Below are 15624 nucleotides of genomic sequence, written 5' to 3'. Positions count from 1 at the left end.
CATTGGTAAATTTTATCACTCTTCTTCGTGAGGAAGCGCCGTTCTTCCTGCACCTGACTGCTGAGCATTTACTTATCTCGCTCTTGGCAATTGTTATCGCAACGTTTATAGGGGTGCTTTTGGGGATCTTTATCAGCGAGTACCGCAAGTATGCTGTTTGGCTCTTGGGGGCTGTGAATGTGCTCTATACTATCCCCTCTATCGCTTTATTGGGTTTCTTTATCACTATTACGGGGGTAGGGAACCTCACGGCTCTTATTGCTCTAATACTCTATGCTTTACTGCCTATTATCCGCAGTACTTATACGGGTATTACCCAAATCAATCCGCTGATTGTAGAAGCTGCAGAGGCAATGGGTAGCACCCGCAGGCAACTGCTTTGGAAAATCAAACTTCCTTTAGCCCTGCCTGTACTAATGTCGGGCATTCGCAATATGGTAACGATGACCATTGCGCTGGCAGGGATTGCCTCGTTTGTAGGTGCTGGGGGCTTGGGGGTGGCTATCTACAGAGGTATCACTACCAATAATAGTGCGATGACCCTCATAGGCAGTGTGCTGATTGCGCTCTTGGCTTTAGGTTTTGATTTTCTTTTGGCAAAAGTAGAGCAACGATTGGTGCACCGTGAAGTTGTCTATAAGCGCAATCCGCTAAAGCTGGTAGGGATAGGAGTGTTGGCTTTACTCATCACCTTGTTCTTTGTGCTTTCACCTAAGAAAACAAAGGATATACATATCGCTACCAAACCGATGACTGAGAGCTATTTGCTGGGGCAGATGCTTTCTTTGCTTATTGAACAAGACACGGGGCTTTCGGTGCGACTGACCAATGGTGTAGGGGGTGGCACCTCCAACATTCACCCAGCAATGTTGCGCGGAGACTTTGATATGTACCCCGAGTACACTGGCACCGCGTGGGAAGCAGTACTCAAGCGCAAAGACCCTTACAACGAGAACAAGTTCGCCGACTTAGAAACTGCCTATAAAAAGCAATACGGATTGGAATGGGCTAACCTATATGGCTTCAACAATACTTATAGCTTGGCAGTGAGCAAGGAAATGGCTCAAAAATACCAGCTCAAAACCTTTACTGACTTGGCTAAGGTGAGCGAGCGACTTATCTTTGGAGCTGAATATGATTTCTTCGAGCGCGAAGACGGCTACAAGCAACTGCAAGAAGTCTATGGTATGCACTTTGGTAAAGTAATCGATATGGACATCGGACTGAAATACCAAGCGATGCGTGATAAAAAAATTGATGCTATGGTAGTATTCACTACCGACGGACAACTTTCTATCAGTGAGGTGGTGGTACTGCAAGACGACCGCAATATGTACCCCTCCTACAAGGCAGGTACGGTGGTACGCACCGAGCTACTGACCTCCTACCCCACCCTGCGCACTACTTTGGCAAAGCTGAACCAGCTAATAGACAATACCACGATGGCGCACCTCAACTTCTTAGTAGAAACTGAAAGGAAACGACCTGAAGAAGTTGCTAAGAACTATCTGCTACAAAAAGGACTTTTAGACCCACAACGATGATTACTTTTTCTCATATACACAAAAATTATAATGGTAAGGAAATTATTGCTGACTTCAATCTGACCATTGAAAGCGGCACTTTCCTCACTATCATAGGCACTTCAGGCTCTGGCAAAACCACCGTACTAAAAATGATTAACGGATTGGTATTGCCCGACAAGGGCGAAATATACATTGACGGCAAGAATATTTTGGAGGAAGACCTCATTGCCTTACGCCGCAACATAGGTTATGTAATTCAAGGAAATATCCTCTTCCCACACCTCACTGTTGCTGAGAATATTGCTTATGTACTCCGTCTGAAAAACTACTCTAAAACCGACATCACACACATTGTAACCGAAAAACTACAACAGGTAAACCTCGACCCTGAACTCGCCAACCGATTCCCACAGCAGCTTTCGGGCGGACAGCAGCAGCGGGTAGGTATTGCAAGAGCCTTAGCGGCAAGCCCTTCAATCATCTTAATGGACGAGCCTTTTGGGGCGTTAGACATCATTACCCGTCAGCAGCTACAGCGAGAGCTCAAAGCGCTGCATCAGCTCTCAGGGGCTACTATCGTATTTGTTACTCACGACATAGCCGAAGCCTTAACACTGGGTACCAAAGTATTAGTATTAGATAAGGGAATTATTCAACAATACGACACCCCCGAAATGATTAAACAACACCCTACCAATGAGTTTGTAAGACAATTAGTGAATTAGCAAATTATAAAAATGAAAGCTATCGTTATTTACAAAGCGGGCGATGCCCAACAATTACAGTTAGAAGAACGCCCTATCCCAGCACTCAAAGAGGGGTGGACGTTAGTAAAAGTAAAAGGCTTTGGCATCAACCGTTCCGAGATATTCACGCGGCAAGGGCATTCCCCCTCAGTTATATTCCCGCGTATTTTAGGCATTGAGTGTGTAGGGGTAGTGGAAGCTACTACCAGTCCTACTTTGCAAAAAGGGCAGACTGTTGTTTCGCTAATGGGTGAAATGGGCAGGGCTTTTGACGGTAGTTATGCCGAGTATACCCTCTTGCCCAACGCACAGGTATACCCCATAACCACCACACTGAGTTGGGCGGAACTTGCTGCGGTACCCGAAACCTACTACACTGCCTTTGGCTCTATGCAAAACTTGCAACTCAAACCTACTGATACCATACTGGTGCGTGCTGCTGCTAGTGGGGTAGGCATTACTTTTGTGCGATTAGTAAAAGCTCAATACCCTACGCTGAGGGTAGTAGGTTCTATCAGAGGTAATAATACTGAGAAAGCAGCTGTACTCTTGGGGTTGGGTTACGATGCTATTATCGCCGACAATGATAACGTTTTGGCTACCGATGAGTGTTTTGATAAAATATTAGAGTTGGTGGGACCTGCGAGTATTAAGGATTCATTTGCCCATATAAAAGAATATGGCATCATCTGTGCTACAGGACTTTTAGGCGGTAAGTGGTATTTAGAGGACTTTGACCCTACTCGCGACCTCCTGCACAATGCCTATCTTACCACTTTCTATTCAGGTAGTGTAAATGCCGAAAAGATTACCCAGTTATTTGCTTATATTGAAGAACACAATGTACCCGTTGCTCCCGAAAAAGTATTTGCCTTAGAAGAAATAGTTGCTGCTCATCAATATGTTGAAAGCAGTGCAGGCTATGGCAAAGTAGTAGTGCGCATTAACTAATTTACTAATTATTTTCGTATCTTTGCCCCTAAATCATCAAATACAAATCCAATGAAAAAGATTTTTTTATTCTGTTTAGCCCTTGTGGGCTTTGTAGCTACAGCACAAACCTACGAATTTAAAGTAGTAACCGCTGTAGAATCAGTTGTACCTTATGGAATCGGTCGTTCTCGTTTGATCTCAACTAACGATGAGCGCAATTACAAGGATTTCACCACCACCCGTTCAGAAGAAGGGGATGAACGTAACAAAAGCGACCGTGATGAGATTCGTGTCAAAGGTTTTGACGAAACCAAGTTGCTAAACTTCTTTAACCTCGGAGGGATTCGCTTTCAGAATATCGCTGCCAACGATGCCCTTATCACTTCCAAACTCAATGCAATGAGTGAAGAAGGATGGGAGCTCGCCTTTGTTACCAGTGGTGTAGAAAGTAATTCAGGTAAAGACGATTCTACAGGGCTTTTTATCACCCGCTTTGTTTTCAAACGATTGAAAAAGTAGTCTTCAAAATTAGTAAACGTAAAATTGTCAATTTCGTAAAAATTTATCTTCCACATTACCCAGCAGCGCCAACTCGCTGGTTTTGTGGAAGATTAAAATACTTTGCTGATTTTTAAACAATTACTTACGTTGAACTCTCATTATTCATCACAGAGTCATTTCAAATGGATAACTATATAGTCCCCGTAAAATAATAAACACTAAATATCAGATAAGATGAAAAAAGTATTGACTTTATTGTTCTTAACGACGTTTTTTTGGGGCAATGCCAAAACTGAACCCATAGAAATACAAGGTGCGGTAGGCAAACTCCGAGGGGTGCTTACTACTCCCGACAATTTCAACCAAAAGAAAATCCCCGTGGTGATTATGTTTCACGGTTTTACTGGAAATATCAACGAGAAAATAAATATCACTATAGCCGAGACCCTTGCCAAAGAAGGCATTGCTTCTGTGCGCTTCGACTTCAACGGGCACGGGAAAAGCGATGGCGACTTCGAGAAAATGAGCCTCGATAACGAATTAGAAGATGCGCGCCGTATTGTTCAGTATGTTGAACAACTGCCTTTTGTGAGTAAAATAGGCATCTATGGCCATTCACAAGGAGGGCTGATCTCAATATTGCTCAGTTCAGAACTCGGCAAGAGCAAAATCAAGGCAGTGGCAATGCTGGCTCCAGCAGTTATCATTCACGATAATATGTTACAAGGGTCTTTTTTTGGCACTACCTTCGACCCCCTAAATGTTCCCGATAAGGTGAGCCTCTTCTCAGGCAAAATTACCGTAGGCAAGGACTATATTCTTTCAGGGCAACGCATAAAGCCTTTTGAAGCCGCTAAACGTTACAAAGGAAAGGTAAAAATCATTCACGGAACAGGTGATAGAGCCGTACCTTACTCGTATAGTGAATATCTTTTGTATTTCTACAAAAACGCCGAATTAACAATCACTCCAAAAGCCGACCACGTTTTCTCTAACCAAGAAGATATCCCCGCCACCGAGGTAAGTCAATGGATGAAAAAACAACTTAAATAACGTGAGTTCGATATAACACTGACTTTACTTGTTACCTAAATGAACACTTTCGCAGCCTTAGACTTTGAAACCGCCAACCAATACCGCAGTAGCGTATGCAGTATCGGACTCGTTTTTGTAGAAAATAACGAGATTGTCGATACTTATTACCAACTGATTAAACCTGCACCAAACTTTTATAGTTATTTCAATACCCAAATACACGGTCTTTCGCAGCACGACACCGAAAAAGCACCGCTCTTCCCCGAAGTATGGGCAGAAATATTGCCAAAAATAAAAAAATTACCCCTTGTAGCTCATAATAGTGTGTTTGATGAAGGTTGTTTGCGGGCTGTATTAGCTTATTACGAGCTCCCACAGCATACTAATCCTTTCTTTTGCACCTGCCGAAAAGCGCGTAAACTCCTCCCTCAGCTCGTAAATCACAAGTTAGACACTGTATCCGCTTATTTTGGGTTTGATTTAAAGCAACATCACCACGCCTTAGCCGATGCCGAGGCTTGTGCGCATATCGCTTTAGAACTTTTCAAGTGAGACCTTAAAAAAACTAATGTCAATTATAAACCCTAAACTGCCCGTGGAGCTCACACTATGAATATAGAAGAATTTAGAGACTTTTGCCTATCCCTGCCTGATACGTATGAGAAAATGCCCTTTTCGGGGTTCTTTAAAAATGCTGATTCAATCTTAGTTTTTTATGTGGGTACAAAGATGTTTTGCTTCTTTGATATCAATAAGTTTGACAAATGCACGCTCAAATGCAACCCCGATGAGATAGAACAACTCAAAGCAAATTATCAGGCAGTAGAAGACCCTTTTAACCTAAGCAAAAAGTATTGGGTGGGTATCCGTTTCAATGAAGATATGCCCGATGATAAAATCAAGGCTTATGTAAAACAATCGTATGATTTAGTAGCTTCTTCACAGAAAAACAAATTAGTAAAATAATGACAACTATGAAAAAAGAAAAACCTAAACGCCCCAAAAATATTGAAGTTCGAGGGGCTAAAATACATAACCTCAGGAATATAGACGTCGATATACCCCTCAATAAGATTGTAGGGATTGCAGGCGTATCGGGCTCTGGCAAATCATCTCTTGCCTTAGGAGTTCTCTATGCCGAAGGCTCACGAAGATACTTAGAATCGCTTTCTACCTACACAAGACGACGAATGACGCAAGCCGAACGCGCTGAGGTAGACGACGTGCGCTACGTGCCAGCCTCCTTAGCACTGCACCAGCGCCCTACGGTACCTGGTATCCGCAGTACTTTCGGCACAATGACCGAATTGCTCAACAGCCTCCGCCTGATGTTCTCAAGGCTTGCCAATCACTGTTGCCCTAACGGACACTATGTAAAACCTTCGTTTGCTGTAGCAGCTATGCAAGAAATCACCTGCCCCGAGTGCCACGAACATTTCTACGGACCTGGGGCTGAAGATTTAGCTTTCAACAGTCGTGGGGCTTGCCCTACCTGTGGCGGAATAGGAACCGTCAGAACGGTAGACGAAAGCAAGTTAGTCCCCGATCAAAACCTCACTATCGACGAAGGAGCAGTAGTGGTATGGGGCACCCTGATGTGGTCACTTATGAAAGATGTATGCCGCGAAATGGGCGTGCGTACCGATGTGCCTTTCAAGGATTTAACCCCCGAAGAAAAAGAAATAGTCTACCACGGGCCTGCTGAAAAGAAACATATATTCTACCTAAACCCCAAAACAGGACAAACTGCCGAAATGGATTTTACTTACTACAGTGCTGTGTATAGCGTACAAAACGCTTTGGCTAAGGTAAAAGACGATAGCGGAATGAAACGCCTCGAGAAGTTCCTAAAAGAAGACGTTTGCCACGACTGCCGCGGCACAAGGCTTTCTCCAGCGGCACGTGCCCCACGCCTTAGGGGCATTGGCTTAGACCAAGCTACGGCTATGACGCTCGATGAGTTAATGGTTTGGGTAGCAGGCGTCCCCGATTCATTAGAAGAAGCTATGCGCCCAATGGCTAAAAACATCTGCGAAGCCTTTACCGATACCGCCCACCGCCTCATCGATTTAGGCTTGGGATACCTCTCCTTAGACCGTGCAGCAGCTACCCTTTCCACTGGCGAACGCCAGCGCGTACAGCTTGCACGCGCTGTACGCAACCGCACTACCGGGGTGCTCTATGTGTTAGACGAACCCTCTATCGGGCTACACCCTCACAACCTCAAAGGCTTAACAGGGGTGATGGACGACCTCATAGCCGACGGCAATTCGGTGATATTGGTAGACCACGATACCCAAGTACTTACTCACGCCGATGAGATTGTAGAAATGGGCAAAGGCGCAGGGACTAATGGCGGAACCGTCATCGCACAAGGAACGGTAGATGAAATAACACAAAATAAGGAATCGGTAATAGCACCTTACTTATCGCAAGAGAGCAAACTGCCAGCAGAACTCCCAAAAAACGAACTCTTTTCTATGGGAAACATACACCTCTCTACCGATGCTATACACACCGTACACCCTTTAGAAGTCGAATTTCCAAAGGGGAGACTTACAGTAGTTACAGGGGTTTCGGGCTCAGGCAAAACTACTTTAGTGTTAGAGAGCCTAATTCCCGCTTTAGAGGCAAACGCTATGGGGAAGAAATTACCTCAGCACATCAAATCGGTAAAAGCAGAAGGTATTCGTCAGGTAAAGCTCATCGATGCTACCCCTATAGGTATCAATGTTCGCTCTACGGTAGCTACCTATGCCGGTATTCACGACGAACTCCGTAAGATTTACGCCAAAACCCTCGATGCCAAACAGTGCGGCTATAAGGCAGGCGACTTCTCCTACAATACAGGCGACCTCCGTTGCCCTACCTGCGACGGCACAGGGCAAATATCCTTAGATGTGCAGTTCCTCCCCGATGTTGATATTGTGTGCCCTGATTGCAAAGGGAGCAGGTACAAGCGCGAAGCCTATAAAGTATTTCGCACCGCCAAGAATGGCGAAAAATACAGTCTACCCCAGCTGATGAGTATGAGTATAGACCAAGTAATAGAGGTAACTACCGATTTGAAGTTAGTAAATCAAAAACTACAAGTGTTACAACAGTTAGGATTAGGCTATTTGTCGCTTGGCGAAGATACCCCAGGGCTTTCAGGCGGAGAAGCCCAACGCCTTAAGTTAGCCAGCGAAATGGGTAAAGGACAGAGCGATACCGTTTTCGTATTTGATGAACCCACCATAGGGCTACACCCGCAAGATGTACGTGTGCTGCTCGGTGTTTTTCAGAGCCTCCTTAGCTTAGGAGCTACCGTGATAGTGATTGAACACGATTTAGACGTCATTCGCAATGCTCATTATATTATCGATATGGGTCCCGGTGGCGGTGCCGCAGGCGGAAGAATCGTAGCACAAGGCACCCCTCAATCAGTAAAGAATAATGCCAATAGTATTACAGGAAAATATCTATAAACCTAGTAAAATTATAAAAATCCCCGCTGGTAGGCAAAGCCTACCAGCGGGGATTTTTATAATAATTAACACATTTGCCAATTGGCTAATTATTTCTATCTTTGCCCTTCATCAATAGCAAACAACGTGTTATCACTTCACCCCTATTATCACCCTATGCAATCGGTTATTCCTACAGAAGAAAAAGAGGTTACCTATACCGAGTTTCTTCCGTGTGAGGCTTTGCGCTCGTTTATTTATTGCTATTGGGAACTGAAATCACCTCCGCGTAACACGCCTTTTTGCTACCGAGTAGTTGCCGATGGTTGTATAGACCTATTTTTTGACTGCAACGCCCCGCAGATGAGTTCCGTTATGGGCTATTGCAATACATACATAGAGTTTCCTATAACGGGGGCTTTCCACTATGTAGGGGTGCGCTTTCTGCCCAGTGCTTTTCCGCTACTTTTTGGTCAAGATGCTTTTGAAATCAGCGCACAAGAAATTCCCTTGCGTGAGGTAGTTCCTGCACTGGCTACTTTTATCACTCAGCAGTTAGAAACTCCCCTTTCGTTAGCTACCATTGCACAATGCTTAGACAACTATTTTCTCCGTCACCTATCACAACGCCCTTTGCAGATGGATAACCGCTTTTTCTCGGCACTTTTGCAGATATTACAGAGCAAAGGCAACATACAAATCAATGAGTTGGATACCGGCATCAGCACCCGACAGTTGCGCCGCCTTTTCGACTACTACATAGGCGATAACCCAAAGACTTTTAGCAATATTGTGCGCTTCCAACATATACTAAGCGCAAAAGCCTATCACAACTATTCTTTTTTAGACACTTATTACGACCAAGCCCATTTTATCAAATCGTTTAAAACATTCTATGGCGATACCCCAAGCAAGGTATTAGGCTGAAGAATGTCCGTTTTTTACAATCGTATTCCCTGCGCTTGCGGTACTTTTGCCCCCAAATAACAAATACATTATCAGAATGAAATTAAACGCAGGTATTATCACCGAGAAATTAGCCGAGAGCAAGGCTTTCTACACCCAAGTATTGCAATTTGGCGTTACTTTTGAAAACGACTTTTATTTGCTGTTGCACACTCCTAATCAGGAGGCAGAAATCAGTTTTTTGTTGCCTAATCACCCTTCACAACAACCTCTTTTCCAAAAACCTTTTACCCAACAGGGTGTATACCTCACCATTGAAGTAGAGAATGTAGACGACTATTACCACAAGCTAAAAGAGCAGGGCGTACCTATTGCCATAGACTTACGCGAAGAGCCTTGGGGCGACCGCCATTTTGCCATTATAGACCCCAACGGCATCGGTATTGATATCGTAACCTATTGCGCACCTGAGTAAAAATAAAAAATCCCCGCTGAAAGAGAAATCTTTCAGCAGGGATTTTTTAATTTGCTAATTATTCACTACTTTTGCACTCATCATTCGTAATTCGTCATTCGTCGTTCGTCATTCGTCATTTGTAATTCGCCATTTGGTTAGGAATAAAACTCGATAAAATCAAACAATCCTCTAAAAATTAGTCTATGAGAACATTCCTATTCTTAATCTTTATGCTTAACTATTCTCAAAATATGTTTAGTCAAACTAAGACAGATATAGATACCATCTACAAACAAGATTTCGAGGATTTTACCCTGCGATTAGTCAGAGATGATAGTGGTGAAAAGCAAGCAGAGTTCCGTACTTTATTTATAAATAAAAAAACAGGTATTTCTACAAAAATATTTGTTTCTACTTATAAAAAAGATCTTCATTGGATTTTTGGAAAATCAATAGGAGAAGGCGCGTATTATACTTATAATATCATCAAAGGATTTCATTTGGAAAATAAGCTACTTGTTTTCTATTCTTGTTGGGGAGTAGTAACTGCTGTAAGTTTTGATTTAACTACAATGACACACAAAACCTATTATATAGGATTATACCCTCATACGGGAGCTTTTGCAAATCTCGCACATAGTATGGAGACCAAAGAATATAAAGGTATTTTCTATTTTCATATTGAAGCAGGACAACAATCCGGTGGGAGAGCTAATATATTAGGCTACTTTAACCCTAAAACTAATGAAATGTATGACTACATTCCTGATAATAATCTTGGAAAACGCATTTCCGATATAAATAAATCTTTTGAAACCCTAAAAGAAGACAAGGAAACTTCTCTTTTTATAAGAAAATTACTCGTAAGGCTCAAATTAGCCCCTGATAATGTAGCAATTTCTTATCTGTTTAGGTCTGAATATCAAAATTTCACTTATTTTTTCTATGTCAAGGACAATTCATCTGTAGAGATTTTAAGATATGATATCGAAAAAAAGGAATGGTTTGTGGGTGGCTATAATGCCTCTCCTTCACTAACATCTGAAAAGCCATAAAACCTTTAGAAAACATACAAACCCCCTCCCCGCTTGTAGAGAAATCTACCGGCGGGGAGTTTTTATATCCCTAACTCATAGTAATACCTACACCTTAAAAAAATATTTATAAAATAATATATAGTAAGTTTGCTTATTATATAAAAACATACTACCTTTGCGCCCGAATAAAGAAGTAAATTTAAATTATATATGAATGTTTTAATTATCAACGGGCATCCTACTATGGAAACGTCTAACGCCAACAAGGCTATTTTAGAAGAAGTAAAACGCTTGCTCCCTGAGGCTGAAGTAAGTAACTTGCAAGCCCTTTACCCTAACTATCAAATTGATGTAACTGCCGAACAAGCTAAACTTGTAAAAGCAGATGTAATAGTATGGCAATTCCCCGTGAATTGGTATTCGCTTCCCGCCTTGTTGAAAAAATGGTTAGACAACGTATTTTCACACGGCTTTGCTTATGGCGACAACAAGCTGATGGGCAAGAAGCTCATCCTTTCTTTCACCACCGGAGCACCTGAAGAGGCTTACCAACACGGTGGCGCACAGAACTATCCATTTACCGATTTTCTCAATATTCACCGCCAAACTGCCAATCATTGCAAATTGCTATTCCAAGAGCCTGTAATCTCTTACGGAATGAAGTATATTCCAGAGGTAATGCCCAAAGAAGCACTTACAACCTTGCAACAAAGAGCCAAAGAGCACGCCGCTCGATTGGTTGCGAAAATCAAAGAATTAAACTAAGTTTGCAATTGATAAAAATCGCCGTGTGGCAGTGTGTCACACGGTTTTTATTCCATTTATAAATGAAAAACAGACCTATCAAATATTGGATTGTAGTGGCGAGCAAAGACCACGTACAGATGGGCGTTGCGGGAGGCTTTGCCCAAGCCTGCCACGGCAAGGCTCAGCCTTTGAAACGTATGCAGGAGGGAGACGGTATTCTCTATTACTCTTCCAAATACTATTTCGGAAAAGAAGACAAATGCCAAGCCTTCACAGCTATTGGTAGCGTGAAAGACGAGGAAGTTTATGCCTTTCAGATGAGTGAAAATTTCTGTCCGTTTAGGAGAAATATTACTTTTGTAGACTGCGAAGAAACACCCATAGCCGACCTTATCGAGCTATTGGACTTTATCCCTAACAAAAAAGCGTGGGGATATCCTTTTCGCTTTGGTATTTTGGAAATATCCGAGAACGATTTTAAACTTATAGCCTCTAAAATGTTACACAATGACCTCTCAGCACTCAATTTTTAGTTTAAGAGCCGAAGAAAGCTCAGGGCTTTTACTTTGGCAGGTAAGTATGTTATGGCAACGCGGAATCAAAAAAGTGTTGCAACCTTTCGACCTCACACACCCTCAGTTTGTACTCTTGGCGAGTGCCCAGTGGTTTGCCCAACAAGGAAAGGAAATCACGCAGGTATCTTTGGCAAATTTCACCAAAATAGACCCAATGACTACCTCGCAAGTGGTGCGTACTTTGCAGAGCAAAGACCTCATCACAAGGGAAGAACACAAGACCGACACCCGCGCCAAAGTAGTTGCTATCACCGATAAAGGTGCTGAACTCATCGCGCAAGCTGTCGCTAAAGTCGAGGCTTTCGACGATGAATTTTTCAGTATTCTGGCAACCGAACAGCCCTCGTTCAACGCTCAACTGCACAAACTTTTGACGAATTAGCAGAATCGTTTTGCTCTCATTGCTAGAAATCCTTACTTGTAAGGAAGGTTTTATCAATTATCAATTGTTTTGTACCTTTGTAGTCTCAAAAACTATTTATACTATTTTCTATTATGCCATTGGATATTGTTATTTTTAAGCAAGGAAAGGAGAAGGAATATGTGTCAATTGATGAAAAATTACATCAATTGATGTTTTCTCAGGATGCTATAAAACAAGGTAGATGCAGAGAGCTCTCTAAAATTAAAGATTATTACCTTACAGATGTTATTTTTATGGGAAAAGCACTTACAGACTTTGTTGAAGACCTTAAAATGCTTTCACTTCCGGAACTTTCTCCTATAATAAAACTATTAGAGCAAGCAGAAATAGAGAAAATACGTATAAGTGGAGACTAAAATAAATAGATGACGACAATTATTGATATAGGAAATCTCTTAGATACTTGTAAAGATGAATATTTCTTAGTGGAAGAATCTACAGGAAATATATATTATCAATATAAAGAGGAAAAGAAAGTATTTATAAACTCTGATAAGGATTCTTTTAACAAATGTTTGTTCGCATATAGTAACTTTGTAAAAAATAATAACTCTACTCTCGTTACTGCTGAAAATATTATAAATATCTGTAAGAAACATATTCAATATACCGACTTTATTATTCAAACAGATTTTTTAGGAGCCAAATCTTTCTTTTGGCAAGAAAAGTTATATGATATAGCCATACTTATAGAAGATAATCATTCTATTCTATCTCCTTACAACGACTTTTTTCTGTTTTATGAAACAAAAATGTATATCAACAGTAGTATTGCAGAAATCAATACCTATCAGGAATATCAAAATATAGATAAAGAATCTGTTATTCGAACGATCCAAACTATTTATAACGACCTTTCTATCGAAAACTTACATACTATACAATTAAAAGTAATGGAACTTGTCTTAGTTCCTCTCTACGGAAAAGCTCGTTTTGATGATTTTCTTCTCAGAAGAGAGAAAAGAATTAAAGAAATAATGGGTATTTAAAATAAACGTATGGATATTGATATAGTAACCTATTCAGTAAAAATATAAAATAAACCCTCCCCACTGGTAGAGAATACTATAAGTGGGGAGGGTTTTATTTGCAAATTAGCAAATTTTCAAATTTACTAATTAATTCTTACTTTTGCCCCCGAATTTATAAATAAAAGAAAAATGAAAAAGATTTTTATTATCAACGGGGGACAAAAATTTCACGGAGGTGGCGGTACCCTCAACGCCAGCATAACAGAATGGACACGCCAAACGCTTGAGGAACTGGGCTATCAGGTGCAGTCTACTTGTATTAATGATACGTACGACCCCAGAGCAGAAGCAGAAAAAATAGCAGGTGCCGATGTGATTATCTATCATACGCCTATCTGGTGGTTTCAGATGCCTTATGGCTTAAAGCAATACATCGATGAGGTATTTATTGCAGGAATGGACATCATTTGCCCTAATGACGGTCGTTCGCGCGAAGAACCCGAACGCAATTACGGTACAGGCGGACTAATGCAAGGCAAAAAATATATGGTTACCACTACGTGGAATGCGCCCTTAGGAGCTTTCACTCAGCCGAATGACTTTTTCGACCAAACATCTGTAGACGATGGGGTGCTATTTGGTTTCCACAAGATGAATAAGTTCGTAGGACTCTCGCCTTTGGAAGGTTTTCATTTCTATGACGTAATGAAAAACGGTACTCCCGAAAGAATTGAAGCCTACAAGCAAGCCTATATCGCCCATTTGAAGAATATCTTTGGGAATAAATAAAGAAAAGCGGTTACTTATAAAAAAGTGACCGCTTTTTTTATTTTTTTATTCCGTTAGGAAAGTTCCTTTTTCAAGCACAATTTTATTTCCCCATTGGGTAAGGGCATCGAGTATGGGCAAAAAAGATTTCCCTAAGTCGGTGAGTGAATAGATAGCCACCAAAGGAGGTTTTTCGCCATAGACAACTTTAGAAATAAGCCCGTCGTTTTCCAATTGTTTTAGTTGGATACTCAGCGTAGTTTCGGTTACCGAATAGAGGTCTTTTCTCAGTTCGCTAAATCGCTTTTCACCTTCTTTAAGATGATACAAAATCACGGCTTTCCATTTTCCTCCTATCAAATCCATCGCTACGGCAATGGTGCAAGGATAGGTTTTTTCTCCTAAGCGGACGCTGGGGGCAGTACACTCTATTTTTGTTTCCATAATAGTTGAAATTATAAAGTATCTATTTAGATAGTTATTGCCAGATTGAAAGTTGTACTATAATTTTGCGCCAAAATTAAAAAATAATTTCGATATGGCATTAGTAATTTTAGCACATCCCCATTTTGACCAATCGATAGCTAATAAGGCTATCATAGAGGAGCTTTCTCGTAGCGATATAGACTTTGAAATCAGAAATTTATCAGCGCTATACCCTACCTTTCAAATAGATGTAAAAGCAGAGCAAGAAGCCTTACTCAAGCATCAAGAGGTTATCTTTCAATATCCTTTTTATTGGTATAATATGCCAGCGATACTCAAGCATTGGTTTGATGAGGTTTTTACGTATCAGTTTGCTTATGGTTCACAAGGAGATAAGCTCAAAGGGAAATATTTTATCCCAAGTTTTACCGTTGGGGCACCCGAAAGTGAATATCACACTTTGGGAGAACACCATTTCAAAGTATACGAGTTCTGTAAGAACTTAGCGCAAACGGCTTATTATGCGCAGATGAAGTATGTAGAGCCTCTTTATTTTCACGGGACATCAGTAAATGCAGGTTATACCAAAGAGGATATAGAAGCAAAAGCCAAAGCGCAAGCCCAACGATTGTTAGCATTTCTTTCTTCGCTGAAATAACACACAAATTAGGATAAAAAAACACCCTCCCTACTGGTAGAAAATACTACAAGTGGGGAGGGTTTTTATTAGTTATTCTTCAAGTGGTCATTTCCAAAACGGATAATCGCTTCTATGATAGGTAAGGCTTCTTTACCTAAATCGGTAAGGGAATACTCCACTCGCGGGGGTACTTCTGGATAACTTACTTTTGCTACTAATTGATGAGTACAGAGCGTTTTTAGTTCTTCATTGAGTACTTTTTCACTCACTTGTGGAATGGCACGTTTTAGTTCCCCATAACGATGTATGCGCTGACTGAGATGAAACAGTATAAGCATTGCCCATTTGCTTCCCATTATTTGCATTGTTCGCCATACAGGACAGTCTTTGTTAATATTTTTTTCGTTCATCGCAATATTTTTTCTATTTGATACTGAGTAATTCTAACTTTTTTGTAAGGTGCTTACTTTCTCGTAAGTACTTGTG

20 protein-coding genes are annotated in these 15624 nt (G+C 41.3%); 18 read left to right on the top strand and 2 right to left on the bottom strand.

Annotated elements, in window-relative coordinates; all coding sequences use genetic code 11:
- The first annotated feature begins 2 nt into the window (after nucleotides 1-2).
- The 17 genes from I7X29_RS06270 to I7X29_RS06190 all read left to right on the top strand — a co-directional run bounded on the left by I7X29_RS06270 (nucleotide 3) and on the right by I7X29_RS06190 (nucleotide 14093).
- A complete protein-coding gene (locus I7X29_RS06270; protein WP_198473433.1) occupies nucleotides 3-1544 on the top strand; it encodes an ABC transporter permease/substrate-binding protein in 1542 nt (513 codons plus the stop codon).
- Nucleotides 1541-2251, top strand: coding sequence for an ATP-binding cassette domain-containing protein (locus I7X29_RS06265; RefSeq protein WP_198473431.1), 711 nt, complete (start codon nucleotides 1541-1543; stop codon nucleotides 2249-2251). The genes I7X29_RS06270 and I7X29_RS06265 overlap by 4 nt, the downstream gene beginning before the upstream one ends.
- 12 nt (nucleotides 2252-2263) lie before the next feature.
- Nucleotides 2264-3223, top strand: a complete 960-nt coding sequence (locus I7X29_RS06260) for a zinc-binding dehydrogenase (protein ID WP_198473429.1) — start codon at nucleotides 2264-2266, stop codon at nucleotides 3221-3223.
- Nucleotides 3224-3274: 51 nt separating this feature from the next.
- Nucleotides 3275-3724: a hypothetical protein gene (locus I7X29_RS06255; RefSeq protein WP_198473427.1), complete on the top strand. Its 450-nt coding sequence runs from the start codon at nucleotides 3275-3277 to the stop codon at nucleotides 3722-3724.
- Nucleotides 3725-3940: 216 nt separating this feature from the next.
- Nucleotides 3941-4759 (top strand): alpha/beta hydrolase, encoded by an 819-nt coding sequence (locus I7X29_RS06250; RefSeq protein WP_198473424.1) that lies wholly within the window; start codon nucleotides 3941-3943, stop codon nucleotides 4757-4759.
- A gap of 39 nt (nucleotides 4760-4798) precedes the next feature.
- Nucleotides 4799-5293 carry a 3'-5' exonuclease gene (locus I7X29_RS06245; protein ID WP_198473422.1) on the top strand — a complete coding sequence of 165 codons (495 nt, stop codon included), beginning with the start codon at nucleotides 4799-4801 and terminating at the stop codon, nucleotides 5291-5293.
- A 57-nt stretch (nucleotides 5294-5350) separates the two neighbouring features.
- Nucleotides 5351-5707: an MmcQ/YjbR family DNA-binding protein gene (locus I7X29_RS06240; RefSeq protein ID WP_088595183.1), complete on the top strand. Its 357-nt coding sequence runs from the start codon at nucleotides 5351-5353 to the stop codon at nucleotides 5705-5707.
- Between the two features lie 8 nt (nucleotides 5708-5715).
- Nucleotides 5716-8208 (top strand): excinuclease ABC subunit UvrA, encoded by a 2493-nt coding sequence (locus I7X29_RS06235; protein WP_198473420.1) that lies wholly within the window; start codon nucleotides 5716-5718, stop codon nucleotides 8206-8208.
- Between the two features lie 156 nt (nucleotides 8209-8364).
- Complete coding sequence (locus I7X29_RS06230; RefSeq protein ID WP_198473748.1) at nucleotides 8365-9114, top strand: helix-turn-helix domain-containing protein; 750 nt, start codon at nucleotides 8365-8367, stop codon at nucleotides 9112-9114.
- Between the two features lie 76 nt (nucleotides 9115-9190).
- Nucleotides 9191-9568, top strand: coding sequence for a VOC family protein (locus I7X29_RS06225; protein ID WP_198473418.1), 378 nt, complete (start codon nucleotides 9191-9193; stop codon nucleotides 9566-9568).
- Nucleotides 9569-9753: 185 nt separating this feature from the next.
- Nucleotides 9754-10605, top strand: a complete 852-nt coding sequence (locus tag I7X29_RS06220) for a hypothetical protein (protein WP_225883678.1) — start codon at nucleotides 9754-9756, stop codon at nucleotides 10603-10605.
- 192 nt (nucleotides 10606-10797) lie between these two features.
- Nucleotides 10798-11352 carry an NAD(P)H-dependent oxidoreductase gene (locus I7X29_RS06215; RefSeq protein ID WP_198473416.1) on the top strand — a complete coding sequence of 185 codons (555 nt, stop codon included), beginning with the start codon at nucleotides 10798-10800 and terminating at the stop codon, nucleotides 11350-11352.
- Between the two features lie 62 nt (nucleotides 11353-11414).
- On the top strand, nucleotides 11415-11867 hold the full coding sequence (locus tag I7X29_RS06210) for an EVE domain-containing protein (RefSeq protein ID WP_198473414.1): 453 nt from the start codon (nucleotides 11415-11417) through the stop codon (nucleotides 11865-11867).
- Complete coding sequence (locus tag I7X29_RS06205) at nucleotides 11842-12291, top strand: MarR family winged helix-turn-helix transcriptional regulator (protein WP_053580407.1); 450 nt, start codon at nucleotides 11842-11844, stop codon at nucleotides 12289-12291. The genes I7X29_RS06210 and I7X29_RS06205 overlap by 26 nt, the downstream gene beginning before the upstream one ends.
- Nucleotides 12292-12404: 113 nt before the next feature.
- Entirely contained in the window at nucleotides 12405-12689 is a 285-nt protein-coding gene (locus tag I7X29_RS06200) for a hypothetical protein (protein ID WP_198473412.1), read from the top strand.
- Nucleotides 12690-12698: 9 nt separating this feature from the next.
- Nucleotides 12699-13322, top strand: coding sequence for a hypothetical protein (locus I7X29_RS06195; RefSeq protein ID WP_198473410.1), 624 nt, complete (start codon nucleotides 12699-12701; stop codon nucleotides 13320-13322).
- Nucleotides 13323-13493: 171 nt separating this feature from the next.
- Nucleotides 13494-14093, top strand: coding sequence for an NAD(P)H-dependent oxidoreductase (locus I7X29_RS06190; protein ID WP_198473408.1), 600 nt, complete (start codon nucleotides 13494-13496; stop codon nucleotides 14091-14093).
- A 45-nt stretch (nucleotides 14094-14138) separates the two neighbouring features.
- Here the strand turns inward: I7X29_RS06190 and I7X29_RS06185 are convergent, their stop codons facing one another.
- Nucleotides 14139-14516, bottom strand: coding sequence for a winged helix-turn-helix transcriptional regulator (locus I7X29_RS06185; protein WP_009410025.1), 378 nt, complete (start codon nucleotides 14514-14516; stop codon nucleotides 14139-14141).
- A gap of 94 nt (nucleotides 14517-14610) precedes the next feature.
- On the opposite strand from I7X29_RS06185, the gene I7X29_RS06180 reads away from it, so the two are divergent.
- Nucleotides 14611-15156 carry an NAD(P)H-dependent oxidoreductase gene (locus I7X29_RS06180; protein WP_009419375.1) on the top strand — a complete coding sequence of 182 codons (546 nt, stop codon included), beginning with the start codon at nucleotides 14611-14613 and terminating at the stop codon, nucleotides 15154-15156.
- Nucleotides 15157-15224: 68 nt separating this feature from the next.
- Here the strand turns inward: I7X29_RS06180 and I7X29_RS06175 are convergent, their stop codons facing one another.
- Nucleotides 15225-15548, bottom strand: coding sequence for a winged helix-turn-helix transcriptional regulator (locus tag I7X29_RS06175; protein ID WP_198473406.1), 324 nt, complete (start codon nucleotides 15546-15548; stop codon nucleotides 15225-15227).
- Between the last annotated feature and the right edge of the window lie 76 nt (nucleotides 15549-15624).

It is taken from the genome of Capnocytophaga periodontitidis (assembly GCF_016126015.1).
Taxonomy (GTDB): Bacteria; Bacteroidota; Bacteroidia; order Flavobacteriales; family Flavobacteriaceae; genus Capnocytophaga; species Capnocytophaga periodontitidis.
Note: the sequence above shows the minus strand (reverse complement) of the source record. Positions and strands in the feature narration are given on the sequence as shown.

Coding starts and splice junctions, on each gene's coding strand:
- I7X29_RS06230 (WP_198473748.1), top strand. CDS start 8,365: ATGCAATCGGTTATTCCTACAGAAGAAAAAGAGGTTACCTATACCGAG.
- I7X29_RS06260 (WP_198473429.1), top strand. CDS start 2,264: ATGAAAGCTATCGTTATTTACAAAGCGGGCGATGCCCAACAATTACAG.
- I7X29_RS06190 (WP_198473408.1), top strand. CDS start 13,494: ATGAAAAAGATTTTTATTATCAACGGGGGACAAAAATTTCACGGAGGT.
- I7X29_RS06205 (WP_053580407.1), top strand. CDS start 11,842: ATGACCTCTCAGCACTCAATTTTTAGTTTAAGAGCCGAAGAAAGCTCA.
- I7X29_RS06235 (WP_198473420.1), top strand. CDS start 5,716: ATGAAAAAAGAAAAACCTAAACGCCCCAAAAATATTGAAGTTCGAGGG.
- I7X29_RS06195 (WP_198473410.1), top strand. CDS start 12,699: ATGACGACAATTATTGATATAGGAAATCTCTTAGATACTTGTAAAGAT.
- I7X29_RS06255 (WP_198473427.1), top strand. CDS start 3,275: ATGAAAAAGATTTTTTTATTCTGTTTAGCCCTTGTGGGCTTTGTAGCT.
- I7X29_RS06225 (WP_198473418.1), top strand. CDS start 9,191: ATGAAATTAAACGCAGGTATTATCACCGAGAAATTAGCCGAGAGCAAG.
- I7X29_RS06220 (WP_225883678.1), top strand. CDS start 9,754: ATGAGAACATTCCTATTCTTAATCTTTATGCTTAACTATTCTCAAAAT.
- I7X29_RS06265 (WP_198473431.1), top strand. CDS start 1,541: ATGATTACTTTTTCTCATATACACAAAAATTATAATGGTAAGGAAATT.
- I7X29_RS06215 (WP_198473416.1), top strand. CDS start 10,798: ATGAATGTTTTAATTATCAACGGGCATCCTACTATGGAAACGTCTAAC.
- I7X29_RS06180 (WP_009419375.1), top strand. CDS start 14,611: ATGGCATTAGTAATTTTAGCACATCCCCATTTTGACCAATCGATAGCT.
- I7X29_RS06250 (WP_198473424.1), top strand. CDS start 3,941: ATGAAAAAAGTATTGACTTTATTGTTCTTAACGACGTTTTTTTGGGGC.
- I7X29_RS06175 (WP_198473406.1), bottom strand. CDS start 15,548: ATGAACGAAAAAAATATTAACAAAGACTGTCCTGTATGGCGAACAATG.
- I7X29_RS06240 (WP_088595183.1), top strand. CDS start 5,351: ATGAATATAGAAGAATTTAGAGACTTTTGCCTATCCCTGCCTGATACG.
- I7X29_RS06210 (WP_198473414.1), top strand. CDS start 11,415: ATGAAAAACAGACCTATCAAATATTGGATTGTAGTGGCGAGCAAAGAC.
- I7X29_RS06200 (WP_198473412.1), top strand. CDS start 12,405: ATGCCATTGGATATTGTTATTTTTAAGCAAGGAAAGGAGAAGGAATAT.
- I7X29_RS06245 (WP_198473422.1), top strand. CDS start 4,799: ATGAACACTTTCGCAGCCTTAGACTTTGAAACCGCCAACCAATACCGC.
- I7X29_RS06185 (WP_009410025.1), bottom strand. CDS start 14,516: ATGGAAACAAAAATAGAGTGTACTGCCCCCAGCGTCCGCTTAGGAGAA.